The organism is Hymenobacter nivis, assembly GCF_003149515.1.
Lineage (GTDB): Bacteria > Bacteroidota > Bacteroidia > Cytophagales > Hymenobacteraceae > Hymenobacter > Hymenobacter nivis.
The window spans coordinates 2505917-2522653 of the sequence record NZ_CP029145.1 but is presented as its reverse complement, the minus strand read 5'-3'; the positions used below and the strand labels follow the sequence as shown (position 1 = coordinate 2522653).

At 64.1% G+C, this 16737-nt stretch carries 13 protein-coding genes; 6 read left to right on the top strand and 7 right to left on the bottom strand.

The features are described from left to right. The first annotated feature begins 110 nt into the window (after positions 1–110). The 5 genes from DDQ68_RS11130 (at position 111) to DDQ68_RS11110 (ending at position 6499) form a co-directional block, all read left to right on the top strand. Complete coding sequence (locus tag DDQ68_RS11130; RefSeq protein ID WP_109656368.1) at positions 111–671, top strand: RNA polymerase sigma factor; 561 nt, start codon at positions 111–113, stop codon at positions 669–671. Positions 672–703: 32 nt separating this feature from the next. Then, complete coding sequence (locus DDQ68_RS11125) at positions 704–1600, top strand: HEAT repeat domain-containing protein (RefSeq protein WP_109656367.1); 897 nt, start codon at positions 704–706, stop codon at positions 1598–1600. Between the two features lie 56 nt (positions 1601–1656). Beyond that, positions 1657–2487: a DUF4097 family beta strand repeat-containing protein gene (locus DDQ68_RS11120; protein WP_162550034.1), complete on the top strand. Its 831-nt coding sequence runs from the start codon at positions 1657–1659 to the stop codon at positions 2485–2487. Positions 2488–2692: 205 nt separating this feature from the next. After that, entirely contained in the window at positions 2693–3595 is a 903-nt protein-coding gene (locus DDQ68_RS11115) for a DUF4097 family beta strand repeat-containing protein (RefSeq protein WP_109656365.1), read from the top strand. 312 nt (positions 3596–3907) lie between these two features. Then, positions 3908–6499: a DUF5916 domain-containing protein gene (locus DDQ68_RS11110; RefSeq protein WP_162550033.1), complete on the top strand. Its 2592-nt coding sequence runs from the start codon at positions 3908–3910 to the stop codon at positions 6497–6499. Between the two features lie 40 nt (positions 6500–6539). Here the strand turns inward: DDQ68_RS11110 and DDQ68_RS11105 are convergent, their stop codons facing one another. The 5 genes from DDQ68_RS11105 to DDQ68_RS11085 form a co-directional block, all read right to left on the bottom strand. After that, entirely contained in the window at positions 6540–8504 is a 1965-nt protein-coding gene (locus DDQ68_RS11105; RefSeq protein ID WP_162550032.1) for a DUF262 domain-containing protein, read from the bottom strand. Between the two features lie 117 nt (positions 8505–8621). Then, on the bottom strand, positions 8622–10076 hold the full coding sequence (locus DDQ68_RS11100; RefSeq protein ID WP_109656362.1) for a carotenoid oxygenase family protein: 1455 nt from the start codon (positions 10074–10076) through the stop codon (positions 8622–8624). A gap of 225 nt (positions 10077–10301) precedes the next feature. Further along, positions 10302–11285: a methylmalonyl Co-A mutase-associated GTPase MeaB gene (gene meaB / locus DDQ68_RS11095; protein WP_109656361.1), complete on the bottom strand. Its 984-nt coding sequence runs from the start codon at positions 11283–11285 to the stop codon at positions 10302–10304. 235 nt (positions 11286–11520) lie between these two features. Continuing rightward, positions 11521–12279: a DUF4197 domain-containing protein gene (locus DDQ68_RS11090; RefSeq protein ID WP_109656360.1), complete on the bottom strand. Its 759-nt coding sequence runs from the start codon at positions 12277–12279 to the stop codon at positions 11521–11523. Positions 12280–12466: 187 nt separating this feature from the next. After that, complete coding sequence (locus DDQ68_RS11085; protein WP_109656359.1) at positions 12467–13594, bottom strand: TolB-like translocation protein; 1128 nt, start codon at positions 13592–13594, stop codon at positions 12467–12469. 236 nt (positions 13595–13830) lie between these two features. Between DDQ68_RS11085 and DDQ68_RS11080 the strand changes: the two genes are divergently transcribed. Then, the gene (locus tag DDQ68_RS11080) at positions 13831–14496 is read left to right on the top strand and encodes a DUF2461 domain-containing protein (RefSeq protein WP_162550031.1); all 666 of its coding nucleotides are present in this window, start codon (positions 13831–13833) and stop codon (positions 14494–14496) included. A gap of 107 nt (positions 14497–14603) precedes the next feature. On the opposite strand, the gene DDQ68_RS11075 is transcribed toward DDQ68_RS11080, so the two are convergent. Together DDQ68_RS11075 and rseP are read right to left on the bottom strand one after the other, a co-directional pair. Next, positions 14604–15113 (bottom strand): DUF6702 family protein, encoded by a 510-nt coding sequence (locus DDQ68_RS11075; protein WP_109656357.1) that lies wholly within the window; start codon positions 15111–15113, stop codon positions 14604–14606. Positions 15114–15291: 178 nt separating this feature from the next. Continuing rightward, complete coding sequence (rseP, locus tag DDQ68_RS11070; protein WP_109656356.1) at positions 15292–16635, bottom strand: RIP metalloprotease RseP; 1344 nt, start codon at positions 16633–16635, stop codon at positions 15292–15294. Positions 16636–16737: the final 102 nt, after the last annotated feature.

Below are 16737 nucleotides of genomic sequence, written 5' to 3'. Positions count from 1 at the left end.
GGTGGCTACTCCCGTGCCAATGAAAATATTTTTCCGGGGCCCCGTAACGAACCGCCCGCCCGGCGGTACTCCTTCCGAACCCTTCCTTCTCGCCGTTTGCTTTCACGTGTATGCCGGTTGCCGTAGTTGATGCGCCCCCGAGTGACGAAGCCCTGATGGCCCGCGTGCGGGCCGACGAGCTGGACTGCCTTACGGGGTTGTTTGAGCGCTACCAGGGGCCCCTGTTTGGGTTCCTGGCCCGCCTGGCCAACGGCGACCGGGACGTGGCCCAGGACCTGACCCAGAACGTGTTTGTGCGGGTGCTGCGCTACCGCGCCAGCTACCAGCCCGGGCAGCCCTTCCGGGCCTGGGTGTACCAAATGGCCCGCCACGTGTGGGCCGACCACTACCAGCGCCAGCGCCAGCGCCCCACCGATGACCTGGAGAACGTAGAAAAAACCGCCGCCCACGGCCGCGCCGCCCAGACACAGCGCGCCGCCGCCGACGAGCACCAGGCCCTGCACGAAGCCCTGGCCCTGCTGCCCGCCCCCCAGCGCGAAGTGCTGGTGCTGCACCGCTTCCAGGGCTTCGACTACGCCGAAATCGGCGAGCAGCTGGGCTGCACCGCCGGCGCTGCCCGCGTAAAAGCCCACCGGGCCCTGGACGCGCTGCGGCGAATTTACCTGAGCTAATGAATTGCTAGATAAGCTAATAATCGATTAAAATGAATCCTGTTAATCCTCATCTTTCTGCTAACCCAGCCTGCGTGGCCCTGCGGCCCTGGCTGCCCGACCTGGCCGATGGCTCGCCGCTGCCGGCCGGCGCTCAGGCCCTGGCTGCCCACCTGCCCGGGTGCCCCGCCTGCCAGGCCGAGCTGGCCACGTTGCGCATCCTGTTTGCCGATCTCGACGCCCTACCCGCCGAAGTGCCCCCGCTGGCCCTGCGCGACAATTTCCTGGCTATGCTGGCCGCGGAAAAAGCCACGCTGGCCGCCGCTGCTCCAACTGCCGATCAGGCCCCCGGCCTGACGGCCCAACGCGGCGGGCAGCCGCTGGAAATAGCGCCTAAGCCCCAGGCCCTAAGCACTATGAACCAAAACACTGGCAACTGGTTGCGCATTGCGGCCAGCGTGGCGCTGGTGGCGGTGGGGGCCATGCTGGGCCTGCTATTGCGCGGCGGGCAGCCGGCCGCTCAGGTGGCGGTGGCTCCGGTGCAGCAGGCCCCCGCCCTGGCCACCCAGCTGGCGGCCGCCGTGCAGCGGCCCGCCGCCGCCACCGACCGCCTGCGCCTGGTGGCCGAAGCCCCGGCCGCCGTGCTGGCCCCCGGCGACCCGGCCGTGGCCGCCCTCATCAACACTCTCAGCACCGACCCTAACCCCAACGTGCGGCTAGCCGCCTGCGAAGCCCTGTACCGCCTGCGGGCCGACCCCCGCGTGGGCCCCGCCCTGGTGGCCGCCCTGCCCCTGCAAACCGACCCCAACGTGCAAATTACCCTGATTGAAACCCTCGTGGCGCTGCGTGAAAAGCGCGCCGTGCCTCAGCTCGAACAGCTCAGCCAGCAGCCCGAAGTGCTGCGCGCCGTGCGCCAGCAGGCCGAAGCCGGCATCGGGCAGCTTATCTAAACAACAATTGATAAATACGCAAGAAGATGATTGATTACGAGATATATGCCGCCAAAATGCATCCCGCTGCAACTGCCGCCCGGGCCACGCGCTGGGGGCCTTGGGCAGCTGGGGCGCTCCTGCTGGCGCTGGCGCTGCTGGGGGCCCCCGCCGGCCTGCGGGCCCAGGAATTTCGCGCCAAGTTTGTCAGTACCCAGCACCGCAAGGTGGTGCTCGACATGCACGGCAGCGACGTGACGGTGGAGGGCTACGACGGCGACGAGCTGGTGGTGCGCGGCAGCGGCGGCTACACCCCGCCGCCGGCCCTTTCCAACGGCCTGCGCCCGGTGTACAGCGGCGGTATGGACGATAACACCCGCCTGGGCCTGGCCGTGACGCCGGCCGGCGACAATACCCTGCGCGTGACGCGCACCTCGCGCAGCGACGGCCACTACACCGTGCGCCTGCCCCGCCGCACCGACGTGGTGTTTTCGCAGGCCGCCTGGGGCGGCTCCGACGACCTGACGGTGCGCGACATCGCGGGGCGGGTGGAGGTGAGCCTGAAATCGGGCGACATCCGGCTGCTGAATATCGGGGGCCCGGTGGTGGCCAACACCATCAGCGGCAACATCAAGGTGGTGTTCAGCACCACGCCCGACGAGCCCAGCGCCGTATCAACGGTGAGCGGCGACGTGGACGTGACCCTGCCGGCCAGCGCCAAAACCACGCTCTCGATGCGCTCGGTGTCGGGCGAAATCTACACCGATTTCGACCTGAGCCTGGGCGGCCCCAGCGGCCTGCGCCACGTAGGCGGCACCAGCACCATCGACGGCCGCACCAACGGCGGCGGCGTCACCCTCAGTCTGAAAACGGTGAGCGGCGACATTTTCGTGCGTAAAGCCAAGTAGTTACTATACAGTTTGGACGCTGCAGGGGTGGGGCTTGCCCCCGCCCGTCGTTGAACGGAATCGGTAGCTTGGCGCGAACGGCCGGGCGGGGGCAAGCCCCGCCCCTACAGCCACTATCTCTGAAACCGCTCTGCATGACCGTTCTTCTAACACCCGTTCTGAACAGGTCCTAATTCTCTCTTCACCTCCTTTAATCCCTTCACCCATGAACCGCTTTCTATTTGCCGCTAGCCTGCTACTCGGCAGCCTGGCCCCGGCCCTGGCCCAGCGCCTCATCACCCAAACGGCAGCCCTGCGCGACGGGCAAGGCGTGTTTCTCGACCTCAAGCACGCCCACCGCATCCGGGTGCGGCCGGGCGGGGCGGGGCTGGCGGTGCAGGCCACGGTGGTGGTGAACAACAACGAGCGCAACGACGCCGTGAGCCTGAAGCTGGAGCAGTCGGCCGCGGAGGTGAGCGTGGTGGAAACGCTGGACGAATCGCTGCTGCGCAAGTTTCAGTTCTCGGGCGAGTGCAACGGCCGCAGCAGTAGCAACGGTGGTAGCAACGGCAAGAGCGGCGGCACCTACAACTGGAACAACGGCGACGCGGGCAAGGGCTACCGCTATTGCCTGCAAATCGACTACGAGGTGACGCTGCCCGCGGGCACGGACCTGCGCCTGGCCACCATCACCGGCAACCTGGACTTGCAGGATTTGACGGGCGAAATCACGGCTAAAACGGTGAGCGGCGACCTGCGCTTTGCCGGCCTGAGCGGCGCCGTGACGGCCCGCACCATCAGCGGCGACGCGAAGGTGACGCACCGGGGCCCCCGCGCCGTGAACGTGAAAACGGTGAGCGGTGACGTGCAACTGACCACCGAAAACGGCGCGGCTACCGACGTGGCCTCGGTGAGCGGCAACGTGGACGTGACCTGGCCCGCCGCCGAGGGCGCCGACCTGAGCCTGCGCTCGGTAACGGGCGAGGTGTACGCTGACCCGGCCGTGACTTTCAGCAACCGGCGGGCGCACTCGCTAGTGGGCTACACCCTGAAGGGTACATTGGGCAGCGGCGGCCCACTGGTGCAAATTGATTCGGTGAGCGGCGACGTGTTCTTCCGTAAGCAATAACGCTTCTGGATTTTTTTATAGGGGCCAGCCGCGCTTGTAGCTAATCAAAGTGGCCCCTTCTAACGTTGTGCTCTCCTAATGCCCGCGCAGCCGCAGCCTTTTTCCCGCTTGGGCCGCGCGGGCGCCAGGCGAGCATAACTGCCTGCTGGGATAGCCTGTTAGTGGCTGCGTGCTGTGGCCTGGCGGGGCGTTGCCCGGGGCAGGCCCGCCCCGGGGAGGGGCGGGAGGGCAAAAAAATAATCTTCTAACCAGACAACGGCCGGCTTTTCCTAACGTCTCTGCCCCACCGATACCTCTCCCCATTCAACCTTCATGTGTTCTTTTTTGGCTTTGCGCTGGCTGCCGTGCCTGCTGGCGTGCGCCCTTTTGCTGAGCGGGGGCCCCCGGGCCGCGGCCCAGAAAGGCCCGGCTGGGGCCCCCGCGCCGGTGGTGCGCCGGCAGCTGGCCGCCCAGCGCACGGCGGCGCCCATCAAGCTCGACGGCCTGCTCGACGACGCGGCCTGGGCCGGGGCCCCGGTGTCCGGGCAGTTCACCGAGTTTCGGCCCCACCCCGGGCGGCGCGAGCGCCAGCCCACCGAGGTGCGCGTGCTCTACGACGACGTGGCCATGTACGTGGGCGCCAAGCTGGTGGAGGCCAGCTCCGACAGCATCCGGCGCGAGCTGACGCAGCGCGATAATATTGGTAATACCGATTTTTTTGCTGTGTTCCTTGATCCCTACCGCGACCACCTCAACGGCTACGGCTTTTTCGTGCTGAGTACCGGCGTGCAGGTCGACCAGCGCCTTTCGCCCGCCAACGGCGAGGACAACGCCTGGAACGCCGTGTGGGACAGCCGCGTGGCCCCACTGCCCGACGGCCACGGCTGGAGCGTTGAAATTCGCATTCCGTATTCGGCCATCCGCTTCGCCCAGGCCCCGGTGCAAACCTGGGGCGTACAGTTTTTCCGGCAGCGTAAGGCGGCTAACCAACAGTTTGCCTGGAACCCGATTGACCCCGCGGCGGACGGCTTCGTGAACCAGTGGGGCGAGCTCACGGGCCTCGAAAACCTGCATCCGCCGCTGCGCCTCTCCTTCACGCCCTACGTGAGCAGCTACGTGAACCACTACCCCTACAACGAGCAGGGCAAGCGCAACTACGGCACCAGCTTCAACGGCGGGGCCGACGTGAAGTGGGGCATCAATGAGAGCTTCACGCTCGACGCTACGCTGGTGCCCGATTTCGGCCAGGTTATTAGCGACAACCAGGTGCTGAACCTCTCGCCCTTCGAGGTGCAGTACCAGGAAAACCGGGCCTTTTTCACCGAAGGCACCGAGCTTTTCAACAAGGGCGGCCTGTTTTATTCGCGGCGCGTGGGGTCCCAGCCCATCGGCTTCAACGACGTGGCCGGGCAGCTGCGCAGGGGCGAATTCGTGTACCAGAACCCGGGCGTGACGCGGCTCATCAACGCCACCAAAGTATCGGGGCGCACCAGTAAGGGGCTAGGCATCGGCGTGTTCAACGCCCTGTCGGCGGCCAGCTACGCCACGGTGCAGGACTCGGTGAGCGGTGAGCGGCGTGAGGTGCTGACCCAGCCGCTGACCAACTACAACATCGTGGTGCTCGACCAAAGCCTGCCCCACAATTCCTACATCTCGCTCATCAACACCAACGTGACGCGCGCCGGCCAGGCCTACGACGCCAACGTGACGGCGGGCCTGTTCCGCTTCGTGGATAAGTTGAACCAGTATGCCTTCAAGGGCCAGCTCAACTACTCGCAGCGCCGCGGGCAGATCCTGAACTCGGACGCCCCCGTGAGCGACCGCAACGGCTACAAATACTACCTCAACTACGGCAAAATATCGGGCAACTGGACCTGGAACGTGGACCACGGCATCGAGTCGGACACCTACAACCCCAACGACCTGGGCATCCTGTTCGGCAACAACAACATCTCGCAGTCGGCCACCGTGAACTACAACAAGTACCAGCCGTTCTGGAAGGTGAATAACTTTTCCTCCTCGTTGGGGGCCTACCAATCGCAGCTGTTTCGGCCACTGCTTTACCAAGACGCCGGGGTGTACGGCAGCGCCAACACCACCTTTTCCAAAAGCTTCCTCACCACGGGCTTCAACGCCAACCTCGACCTGGCCAAGCACGACTACTACGAGCCGCGCACCGCCCCGCTGGGGCCCTACTACGTGCGGGTGCCCGCCAGCGCCAACCTGGGCGTGTTCGTGTCGTCGGACTACCGCAAGAAGCTGGCCTACGACGTGAACCTCGGCGTGCGCTCCTACGCCCCCGACGAGCGCCTGCCGCGCCCGCGCCGCGCCGGCTACGGCCTCACCCTCAGCCCCCGCTACCGCGTGAGCGACCAGCTGAACTTCCGCTACACGTTTGATTACGGCCTGAAGGTGAACCAGATCGGCTACGTGAACGACGGCCTGGACGCCACCAATCCGCTCGACCAGCCACTCATTGCCGCCTTCGGGCCCGACGTGCTGCTGGGTGGCCGCCGCGTGGCCACGTTCACCAACACGCTGACCACCAACTACACCTTCACCAACCGCCTCTCGTTCACCATTCGCCTGCGGCACTACGTGAGCGCCGTGCGCTACCAGGCCTTCGCGCGCCTGCGCCCCGGGGGGGCCGAGGAAAGCCTGCCCGAGTACACCCGCAACCACGACAACAGCTTCAGCGCCTTCAACGTGGACGCGTCCCTGGTCTGGTGGTTCGCGCCCGGCTCGCAGGTGAGCCTGGTCTGGAAGGACGCCACCTCGTCGTACCTGCTCGGCAACGAGGCCACCCCGCTCTACTTCGACAACCTGGCCAACGTGGCCAACACCCCGCACAACAACAACGTGTCGATCAAGGTATTGTATTACCTTGACTATCTTGCCCTACGTCCCCGGCGCAAAGCCAGCTAGGGGCCCCAGGGGCCCTAGCTTCGGTGAATAGGCTCGCTGCTTATCCAGTTGTCTCAACCTGCCATTCGGTTTCCGCGATGCCGGCTTGCTCCAGCATGAGCCGGCAGTTGCGGCGGTGGCCTTCGGAATCGCTGTTGCCTTCGTAGTACCAACCATCAGGCAGCAGCTTCGGGCGGCGCAGCAGGTGGGCTTGTTGGGTAAAGTACCCCGGCTTGGCTTCTTGCAGCCGGATCCACAAGTCCGGCCCAGACGTTTCGGCTATCAAATGCGCGGTTGCCGTTGCCACTTCCACCCACGTGCCGACGGCCTGCCGCTGCCCCCGCAAAACCACAGCCGTGGGCCGGTTGCTGGTCGCATGGGGCGTATCGGCCTCCTCGACTAGATCCGGGGCAAACGAAGGCCACCGGGCCAATACGCGGTGCGCCAATCGTACGCCCCGCTCTCGAATGGCGGCGGCGTTCCAGGCCGGAGCTGCTGCCAACTCGGCGTTCAGCCCCACGTTGCTACCGGCGTAATGCTTTCGCTTCTCTGCAAACGGGGAGTTGGAAAGCTCACTGTTGTAGCCCGTGAGAGTAAGGTTGCCGAGGGTGTGCAACAGCTGCTGGTGGTCGCGCTCCGCTGCTTCGCCCAAATCTGCCCGCCAGCTGGCGGTTAAGGTTTGCGGCATGATGTGCTCGATGCTGAGAGTGCTTAGCAGCACAGTTTCTTTGGGGTTAAGGTCGGCTTCCAGCGTATCGAGCAGCAGTTTGGTGCGGGTGTGCCGCTCGCCGGCGTGGTGGTACAGTGGCTGCTCTTGCAAGGCCGTGTACACGTCCGCATCGCTCGGATAGTTCTGGGTGGCGAGGTAAGCCCGTATATCAGCCAATAGGGCTTCGGGCTGCTGGTCGAGGTGGTTGGTGCGGGTGGCCAGGGTCTGCATCGATTTATTGGCCCCGCCCACGCCCCGGCGGGCTATGAAACCGCGCAGCGCGTAGTTTTCCAGCAAGTCAAATACCGCCAGCAGCGTGGCTTCGGCCAGTTGCCCGCCGTGGCGCACCTGGTCGTAAAGACGCATAATCAGCGGGTACGCTACCGTCAGGCGCGTGCGGTGGAGCCGGCGAATGGCCCGTTGTACCGCCCCGCGCTGCGTTTCCAGTTCCGGGTTCAGCAGCCGGGCGTAGGTGGGGGCGTAGCGGGCCAGCTCGGCCAGTACTTCCGCTACTTCGCGCCCCGCGGTGGCCTTGCGAAACGAGAGGTACACATCCGACTGCGGCACGTTACCCCCGTTCCGCATCAAGTAATGCCAAATGAAAGCCGTGAGCGAATCGCCCAACGCCGATTGCATCGGCATCCAGTACCGCTCGTTCAAGTCATCCTGCTGGTCCGGGTGAATCTTCATGAACAAGTAGTTGCGGATGAGGTCAGCCGCCGTCAGCTGCATTCCTTTGGCGTTGAGGCTTTCAAAGACCAGATAGGGGTCGTCGTCGTCGTTGAGGGTAATGCTTACCAGCGACAACCGCTCCAGTATCAAGCGTAGCATGTCTTCGGCCTGCCCTGGCTCGTTGCCAACCCAGGCACCCAGCCGGTGCCGGAAATAATCAAAGGCTTCGCTAATCAAGCCCGGCACAGCCTCGGTGCCCGGGGCGTGGTCGGCCAGCTGCCGAAATGCCGCCCGGTCGGCCTGCGTGGGCAGTAGCTTGTAGCGCTCGTGCGCCGGGGCATATTTATTAGCCAGATAATTATCAGTGATGCGCTCGGCTAGCCGTTCATTGCCTGCGGCCCGCGCCGTATCCCGCAGCGCAATTAGCAAAATAAAAAGCGTCGTAAGCCGCTGCTGGCCGTCAATTACCGCGTATTTGCTGACGCCGGTAGGCACGGTGTTCGTTGGGTGCATCACCACCGAACCAATGAAATGCTGTCGGCCGGCCTCTAAATCGGGTAGCTGTTTTAAGTCATCCCAAAGGGCCTTCCACTGCTTCAGTTTCCAGCTGTAGGAGCGCTGAAACAGTGGAACAACAAATTGCATCTCTCCACTGAAAAGTTTTTGCGGGGTAGCGTAGCGGGCGTCCATTGAAAGATTGGCAAATCGGAAAGGAGGAAGTAGTGCTCCGCCAAACATACGACCATTCATTCCTCAGTAGCCCTACTTCAGCCACATACCATGAAACCCTAGCGGGATGTGGTGCGGCAGCCGCAGGCGCGCCAGCAGGCGCATATCGGCCGCGTCGGCCACGATTAAATCGGTGGTGTCGGTGGCGGCCGAGTAGCGCAGGTAGGCCAGGTAGCCGTCGTCTTCGGCGGTGCTGCCGGGGCGGGGCACTACTACGGGCTCACTGCACAGGGTGTCGGGGGCGTAGGCGTGGCGCACTTCGCCGGTCTGCACGTCGAGCTTGAGCAGGTGGTCGAGCAGGGGCAGGGGGTGGCCCGGCGGGCGGCCGATGGTCCAGGCGTAGCGGTAGGGGCGGCCCAGGCGGTCGGGGTGGATTTCGGGCAGCTCCCCCTCGCAGTCCGACAGCGACTGCCGGGCTACGGTGCCGGCGGCCAGGTCGAGGCGGAAGCGCACGAAGCGCGCCTGGGGCTGGTCGTCGGGCAGGTGGCCGCTCAAGTACGCCTTCATGCTGGCCGAGTCGGGGTAGTTGCCGAGCAGCAGCGCGTCGGCCACCAGCGTGCCGTCGGCATCTTGGAAGCCATTCACGAAGTGAAACACGAAGCCAAATTCAGTATGCAGCCTGTGCACGACGCCGTCCGGGGCCACCACGATAATTTGCGTCGGCTGGGTGGTGTTCACCTTAATGGAGGCCGCCGGCGAGGTCAGCCCCGCGAAGGCCCGCAGCACATCGAAGGCCACCGGGGTCAGAAAAAAAATCTGGTGCCCGCTCTCAGTCAGCACGAAGTCGTGGGCGAAGGTGGCCTCGGGCATGGGCAGCACGTGGGCCAGCCGGGCCTCCCCCGCGGGGCTCACCTCGTAGAGTACCAGCCGGTGCTGGGTGCCCGCTACGGTGCCGAAGTTGTGCAGCACCCCGGTGGTGGGGTGCACCTTGGGATGGGCCGAAAACGGCAGTTCGGGCGTGATGCGCCGGTCGAGCCACGAGAACGGGTTGCGCAGTACCCCGCCGTAGTCGAAGCGGCCGCGGGTGGCCAGCGTGGCGGGGTCGAGGGCGTGGGGCAGGCCGCCTTCCCACAGGGCCAGCAACTGGCCGCCGTGCTGCACCAGGCTGGTATTGGCGGTGTTTTTGAACTTGGTTTTGAGGAAGTTGGTGCGTAGGCCCCCGGGCAGGTTGGTGCCGAAGCTGCGGTAGAGCATCCGCCCGGCCTGCTCCTCGGCCACGAACTCATCGGTGCGCACGTAGCGGTTGCGGTAGCGCACCGTCTGCCCGTCGAACACGAACCGCGCCACCATCCCGTCGCCGTCGAACAGGTGGTTGTACAGTACACCGTGCTGCTCGAAGTGGCCGTTGCCGTTGCGCAGCAGTGTGCCCACCAGGTCGGGCGGCAGGGCCCCTTCCAGTAGCTCCAGGGCCACGTCGTCGTACTCGGGCGTGGTGCGGCGGTTGGCCTCCACGTAGGTGTGCAGGGTCGGGTAGTGGCGAACGGGCATGGGTAGTATCAGTTAGCAGTGAACAGTTAGCAGTGGGCAATGCGGGGGCCCCGGACCTTCATGCTGAGCGCAGCCAAAGCATCTCTCCCGCCAACTAAAAAAATTGATTGATTTAGTCAGCTGGAGAGATGCTTCGACAAGCTCAGCATGACGGCCCGGGGCCCCCGCATTGCCCACTGTTCACTGCTAACCCCGAAAGCCTTGCATCGGTTGCTCCGCGGCGCGCTACTCTGCCCCTAGCAGCCGTTCTGCCGCGGCCCAGGGCGTGAGCTGCCCGGCTGCTACGGCGGCGCGCACGCCCGGCAGGGCCCCCCACACGCCCGCCCGGCCGTAGAACTGCGCCGCCAGGGCCTGCTGCACGGCCTCCTCAAACCATTGAAGCTGCTGCTCGGCCCGGCGCTGCGCGAAGTAGCCGCTGGCCTGGGCCGTGGCGGCGTAGGTTTCGATGGTGGCCCAGGTTTCGGGCAGGCCGGCGCCGGTGACGGCGGAGGTGAGCAGCACCGGTACCACCTGGCCCGAGGGCGCGGGCGGGAACAGGTGCAGCGCGCTCTGGTAATCGACGCGGGCGCGGCGGGCGGCCTGCTCGTTGGCATGGTCGGCCTTGGTGATGCACAGCGCATCAGCCATTTCCATAATGCCGCGCTTGAGGCCCTGAAGCTCGTCGCCGGCGCCGGCCAGCAGCAGCAGCAGGAAGAAATCGACCAGGCCGTGCACGGCGGTTTCGGACTGCCCCACGCCCACGGTTTCGACGAAAATGACGTCGTGGCCCGCCGCCTCGCACAACAGCAGCGCCTCGCGGGTGGCCCGCGTGACGCCCCCCAGGCTGGTGCCGGCCGGCGAGGGCCGCACGAACACCGCCGGGTGAGCCGATAGCCACGGCATCCGGGTTTTGTCGCCCAGAATGCTGCCGCCGCCGCGCTGGCTGCTGGGGTCAACGGCCAGCACGGCCAGTTTTTTGCCCAACGTTCCCACCACGTGGCGCCCCAGGGCCTCAATAAACGTGCTTTTGCCGACGCCCGGCACGCCTGTGATGCCGATGCGCAGGCTGCGTCCGGTGCACGGCAGCACGGCTTGCAGCACCTCCTGGCTCAGGACCCGGTCGGCGGGCAACGTGCTTTCCACCAGCGTAATGGCGCGGCTCAGCACGCCGCGCTGCCCGGCTAGTAATCCCTCAACAAAAGCAGCAGCGGAAAGGCGGGGGGCGGGCAAGGTAGGGGCGGGGGCAGTGGTTAGGCCCCGCAAACTTACCGGCTAATACGGTTTGGCCCGCTGTCGCAACTGGATATAAACAACAGAATAGACCGCCGTGCAGAACGCAGTGAAGCGTCTCTCTCGCGGCAGTAAATCCTGATTACTTGCGTGAAAGAGATGCCTCACTGCGTGGACGCCAGATGGGCATGACGGCCTACCGGGGCCTCAAAGACCAAAGGCCGCGCCACATTCTTTAGCCGCCGAATACCTTTTTTAGCAGGGCGGTGGTGCGGGCCACGGGGTTTTCGCGGATGTCGGCTTCCTGCTGGGCGATGAGCGTGAAAAGGCCGTCGATGGCCTTGCTGGTGGCGTATTGGTTGAGGTTGGTTTGCACAGGCGTCACGAGCGGCAGTTGGTTGTAGCGCGTGGTGAGGCCGGTGTAATACTTGGTAGCGTCCACTTTATCAAGGCTCTGCTGCATGATGGGCTGGAAGGCCGTGGTGAGCTGCGTGGTGGTGGTGCGCTTTAGGTACTGCGTGGCCGCATCTTTCGGGCCGGTGAGGATGCCCCACACGTCGCTGAACGACAGGCTTTTGATGGCGTTCAGGAAAATGGGCTTGGCGCTCTTGGCCGCGTCCTCGGCCCCGCGGTTCAGCGACAGCTCAAATTTATCGACCTGGCTGCCCAGCCCGATGCTGCGCAACGTGGTGGCCACGCGCTGCGCATCGGGCGGGAACGGGATGCGAATCAGGCTGTTGAGGTTGAAACCATCGGTTTTGGAAGCCAGGTCGGCGCCCTTGCTGATGCCCTGGATGAGAGCCTCCTTGAGGCCGCTGGCCGCCTCGGTGCTGCTCACGCCCGCGGGCACGCCGGTGGTGCTGGTGGCCGGGGTGGTTTTGCCCAGCGTGGGCAGCTTGAAGCCACCGATTTTGGGTAGCGAAAACTGGGCCTGGGCCCCCAGCGAGGCCCCCGAAAGGGCCAGCAGCAACGCGAAAAAGGAAGATTTATTCATGGCAAAAACGAGAACGAATGGCGCGAATGGTAACTACGCTTAAGAAAAAAGCGTGCCGTTGCTTGGTATCGCGCCACCGCATTAAAGAAGCTGTTTAGGAAATTGCCAGATGAGCATGACGTTCAATTTTGAATTTCCAGACTTCCTAAAAAGCTTCAAAATCAATAAGAACAACAGCTAACAGCTTTTAGGGCACTACCACGAAGTTGGGTAGCCCCAATTTACTGCGCCGGCCGCCCAGCTTAAGGCCATCATCGACGTACTGGCACGCTTTGCCGGCAGCATTGGGCATTTGCACGACGCCGAGGCTGGGGTTGTCCTCGCGGGCCACGTAGATTTTGCCGTCGGGGCCCCGTTGCAGGGCCCCGATCTTGCGGTTGGCCGAGCGGCCCACCAGCGTGGCGGCGCCTTTCTTGGCCAGGTCGAACTGCCAAATCTGGGTTTCGCCGCCGCCCGTGCCGTTGCAGCTGCCGTAGAGCTTGCTGCCGTCGGGCGAAAACTCGACGCCGTAGGCCTCGGCGTAGGGCCCGTAGCTGCGGGCGTTGCTGACCTTGCCGGTGCTGCGGTCGAAGTCGTACACCTCAAACTTATTGTTTTCGCGCCATAGCGCCGCGGCCACATGGCGGCCGTCGGGCGAGAACTTCAGGGCCCCGATGGCGTTGCGGCCGGGCCCCGAGTTCACGCTGCCCACGCTGCTGAGCACTGGCTTGTTGCCCTGCACACCATCGGGCGTGACGAGGTAGGCCACAAAAGCGCTGGAGTTCCAGCGGTGGGCCAGCACCCAGGTGTCGCGGCCGTTGGCGTGGCGCACGGCGGCCAGCTTCTCGGCCACGGGCTGCACCAGCAGCAGGTTGGTGCGGGGCAGGTCGCCGAGGCCATCGGCGCGCGTCATGTCCAGCAGCGAGTAGCGCAGGCCGTCGCGCCCGCCCTGCGGGGCTACCGTAAAGATGTAGAACAAATTGCCCGAGCCCGGGTCGGGTACAATTAGCGCCGACTGTGTGCTGCTGCCGGGGCCCGTGGCGCTGGTGCCGCCCATTAGGTGTTGGCCGTTGGGCATTATTTTGTGCTCGCGGTTCCAGACGCTGATGCCGTTGGTATAAAACAGTAGCTCGCCCTTGCCAGTAGTGGCCACGGCGCAGCCCTCGTAGGTGCTCATCTTGCCGTCGAGCAAGGGCGTGGGGGCCCCGTCGGCGAAGCGTAAGCCGGCCTGCTGGCCGAAGTACCAAAGGTCGGTAGGGCGCTGGGCGCTGGCCGCGCTGGCCAGCAGCAACAGTGGTAGCACGAGCAGGCGCAGGGGAAAAATGGGAATCTTCATGGGTGCAAAAAAAGCAGCGTAGACGCCAGGTAAACGAAAACCGGGCCAACCGCAGGGCCCTATGTATGGGGCCACCTGGTTAAAACGTAGAACGTCAGGTGAGCATGACGTTCAGGTAGTTATCAGCGGATTTAAGCCCTGCCTCGCCCTTGAGTGATACAACGCCGGCCGGCCGCTGCTATTTTGCGGGCCCCCGGCTAGTTGGCCGCGGGGCCCCGTTTTTCGTTGGTACGCCCATGCAGCTTTCCCCGCTTTTTGATTTCCTTGCCGGTCTGGCCGCGCACAACGACCGCGCCTGGTTCCAGGAGCGCAAGGCCGAGTACACCCGCCTTCGGGCTGATTTTGAGGAAGATGCCGCCTTCTGGCGGCAGGCATTGAACCGGCTCGACCCGGCGCTGGCGGGGCCCCTGGGCCGTACCAGCGTGTTTCGCATCTACCGCGACGTGCGCTTCTCGAAGAACAAAGACCCCTACAAAACGCACTTTTCTGCCTACTTCACCGCCAGCGCGGGCAAAGACGTCGACGCGCCCGGCTACTACGTGCAGGTGGGCCCCGGCGGTACGCTGGTGGCCGCCGGCCTCTATCAGCCCGACAAAGCGCAGCTGGCCATCATCCGTCAGGAAATCGACTACAATGCTGCTGGCCTGCGCGCCGTGCTGGGGGCCCCCGGCTTCCGCCAATACTTCGCCGGCCTGGGCGGTGACCGCCTCAAAAAAGCCCCCGCTGGCTACGACCCCGCCCACCCCGAAATCGAATTCCTGAAGCATAAGAGCTTCATCATCAGCCAGGAAATACCGGACGCCGAAGCATTGGCCCAACAGGATTTTCGTGGCTACGTGCTGGCGCGGCTGGGGGCCCTGGTGCCGTTCTGCGGCTTTTTGCGCGAGGCGCTGGATCAGTAGCGCCGGGCCGTAGCGTGGACTCTGCGAGTCCGCGCGGTTGAACGGTCGCCGAACGATTACTGGCAGGACGAAGCGGGAGCCGCGGACTATAAAGTCCGCGCTACTTGCTACCAACTCAGCGTTTCCTGCTCGTGGCCCTGGCGCAGCAGGGCGCTGGATTTCTTGCCGTTGGCTTCCAGGTTCACGATGTTCATCTGGTCGGCGAAGGAATCGAGCAGCAAGGAATTGCGCACTTGCACGCCTGTCGTTTTGCCCGGCACGGCCGCTTTGCAATACAGCCAGTACGAATCCTTTTCGGGCTGCATGCCAATGAATTGCAGCGGCAGCGGGGCCCCGGCGGGCGTGTGCAGCACCAGCGTGCGGCGCAGATAATCAGCAGCTATGAGGGCCCCGGTGGGCCCCGCCGTTTGCAAGTCCACGTGCGCCGGGCGGCCTTCCGACAGGCCCTTCTCAAAGTCGTCGGTGAAGACTTTGGTAGCCAGTTCCAGCTGCTGCTTGGCCGCGTTGTAGCGCAGCTCCGTGATGCTGGCGTGGTAGGCGTGCAACTTCGGGCTACTGGGCGCGGGAGGGGCCAGCAACGTCAAAACCAAACCGAGCAACGGCGCAAAGGACAGCATGGGCGGAAGGGTTTAAAGTTGTTCCTAAATAAAAAACAGCACAAAAATAACGTCGTGCAGCGCGCAGCGAAGCATCTCTCCCGCTGAGTAAAAAATTACTTGGGCGGAAAAGATGCTTCGGCTACGCTTAGCATGACGGCCTAACGAGGATGAAAAGCGGCAATAAAGCCGTTCGTTTTTAGTGGATTGCCTTGAGCAGCGGCTTGAGGATGATGACGTAGGCCATCAGCATCAGGATCAGGACCGTACCGATTTGCTGGGCTACGCCCAGGAACTTGTCGGATGGCTTGCGGCGGGCAATCATTTCGTAGAGCAGGAACACCACGTGGCCGCCGTCGAGGGCTGGGATGGGCAGTAAGTTCATGAAGGCCAGTACCATGCTCAGGCCGCCGGTGAGGCCCCAGAAGCGCTGCCAATCCCACTGCCCGCCGTACTGCTGGGCAATTTCCACGGGGCCCCCGAGGCTCTCCGAGGCCTTGGCTTCGCCGCGGAAAATCTTGGCAATGGCGCGGCCTTGTAGGCTGATGACGCCAAAGGCTTTGCTGACGCCCGCTGGCACGGCCTGGGCCAAGGTGTACTGGCGCTGCTCGAAGTGCATGGTAGGTTTGGGCTCGAAGCCGAGCTTGCCTGCGGCCGTCACGGCCGCCGTCAGGGTCAAGGGCTGGCCGTCGCGCTCCACGGCGAGGGTGGTCTTCTTGCCGGCGTTGGCCACCAGGGCGGCCTGCAGCTCGTCAAAAAACTGGATGGGCTTGCCCGCGATGGCCACGATGCGGTCGCCGGGCTTGAGGCCCGCTTCGGCGGCCGGGTTGCCGGCCACTACGCGGCCCACGGTGAAAGGCTCGCGGGGCCGCACAAACAGGCTGTCTTTCTGCTGGGCGAAGTGATCCATGAAGTTGGCTGGCACGTTTACGTCTACCAACTGGCTGCCGCGCTCCACGGTGAAGTAGGAATGTGAGCCCAGCAGCACGTCGGGCTTGTACACCTCGTCGAACTCGGCGAAGGGCCGGCCGTTGATCTTCACGATCTTATCGCCGGTGCGGAAGCCCATGCTGCGGCCCAGGCCGTTAGGCAGGATGCCGTAGCGGGCCTCGGAAGCGGGCAGGTAGTTTTCGCCATAGTACAGGGTGATGGCCGAGAAAATGACGATGCCGGTAATCACGTTCATGATGATGCCGCCGAGCATCACCAACAGGCGCTGCCAAGCCGGTTTCGAGCGAAACTCGTCGGGCTGCGGGGGGCCGGCCAGGGCATCGGCGTCCTGGGTTTCGTCAATCATCCCGTGGATTTGGACGTAGCCGCCCAGGGGGAACCAGCCGATCCCGTACTCCGTCTCGCCGATTTTTTTCTTGACCAGAGCGAAGTTCATCACCGCCGGCAGCGGAAACAGGAAGTCGAAGAAGATGTAGAACTTATCGACCCGAATCTTAAACAGCTTGGCGAAGGCGAAGTGGCCGAATTCGTGCAAGCCTACCAACAGCGACAGGCCCAGCAGCAGCTGGCCGGCCATAACGAGAATTTCCAAGAAGCAGGAATTAAAAATTAAAAATTTATGAATTAAAAATCACCGAAACCAAAAACTAAAAGGGACAGTGGCTGAAAGAGCTACACTGATTCTTAATTTTTA

Excerpts from the sequence above, each read along its gene's own strand:
- DDQ68_RS11130 (WP_109656368.1), top strand. The coding sequence starts at position 111 with ATGCCGGTTGCCGTAGTTGATGCGCCCCCGAGTGACGAAGCCCTGATG.
- DDQ68_RS11125 (WP_109656367.1), top strand. The coding sequence starts at position 704 with ATGAATCCTGTTAATCCTCATCTTTCTGCTAACCCAGCCTGCGTGGCC.
- DDQ68_RS11120 (WP_162550034.1), top strand. The coding sequence starts at position 1,657 with ATGCATCCCGCTGCAACTGCCGCCCGGGCCACGCGCTGGGGGCCTTGG.
- DDQ68_RS11115 (WP_109656365.1), top strand. The coding sequence starts at position 2,693 with ATGAACCGCTTTCTATTTGCCGCTAGCCTGCTACTCGGCAGCCTGGCC.
- DDQ68_RS11110 (WP_162550033.1), top strand. The coding sequence starts at position 3,908 with ATGTGTTCTTTTTTGGCTTTGCGCTGGCTGCCGTGCCTGCTGGCGTGC.
- DDQ68_RS11105 (WP_162550032.1), bottom strand. The coding sequence starts at position 8,504 with ATGCAATTTGTTGTTCCACTGTTTCAGCGCTCCTACAGCTGGAAACTG.
- DDQ68_RS11100 (WP_109656362.1), bottom strand. The coding sequence starts at position 10,076 with ATGCCCGTTCGCCACTACCCGACCCTGCACACCTACGTGGAGGCCAAC.
- DDQ68_RS11090 (WP_109656360.1), bottom strand. The coding sequence starts at position 12,279 with ATGAATAAATCTTCCTTTTTCGCGTTGCTGCTGGCCCTTTCGGGGGCC.
- DDQ68_RS11085 (WP_109656359.1), bottom strand. The coding sequence starts at position 13,594 with ATGAAGATTCCCATTTTTCCCCTGCGCCTGCTCGTGCTACCACTGTTG.
- DDQ68_RS11080 (WP_162550031.1), top strand. The coding sequence starts at position 13,831 with ATGCAGCTTTCCCCGCTTTTTGATTTCCTTGCCGGTCTGGCCGCGCAC.
- DDQ68_RS11075 (WP_109656357.1), bottom strand. The coding sequence starts at position 15,113 with ATGCTGTCCTTTGCGCCGTTGCTCGGTTTGGTTTTGACGTTGCTGGCC.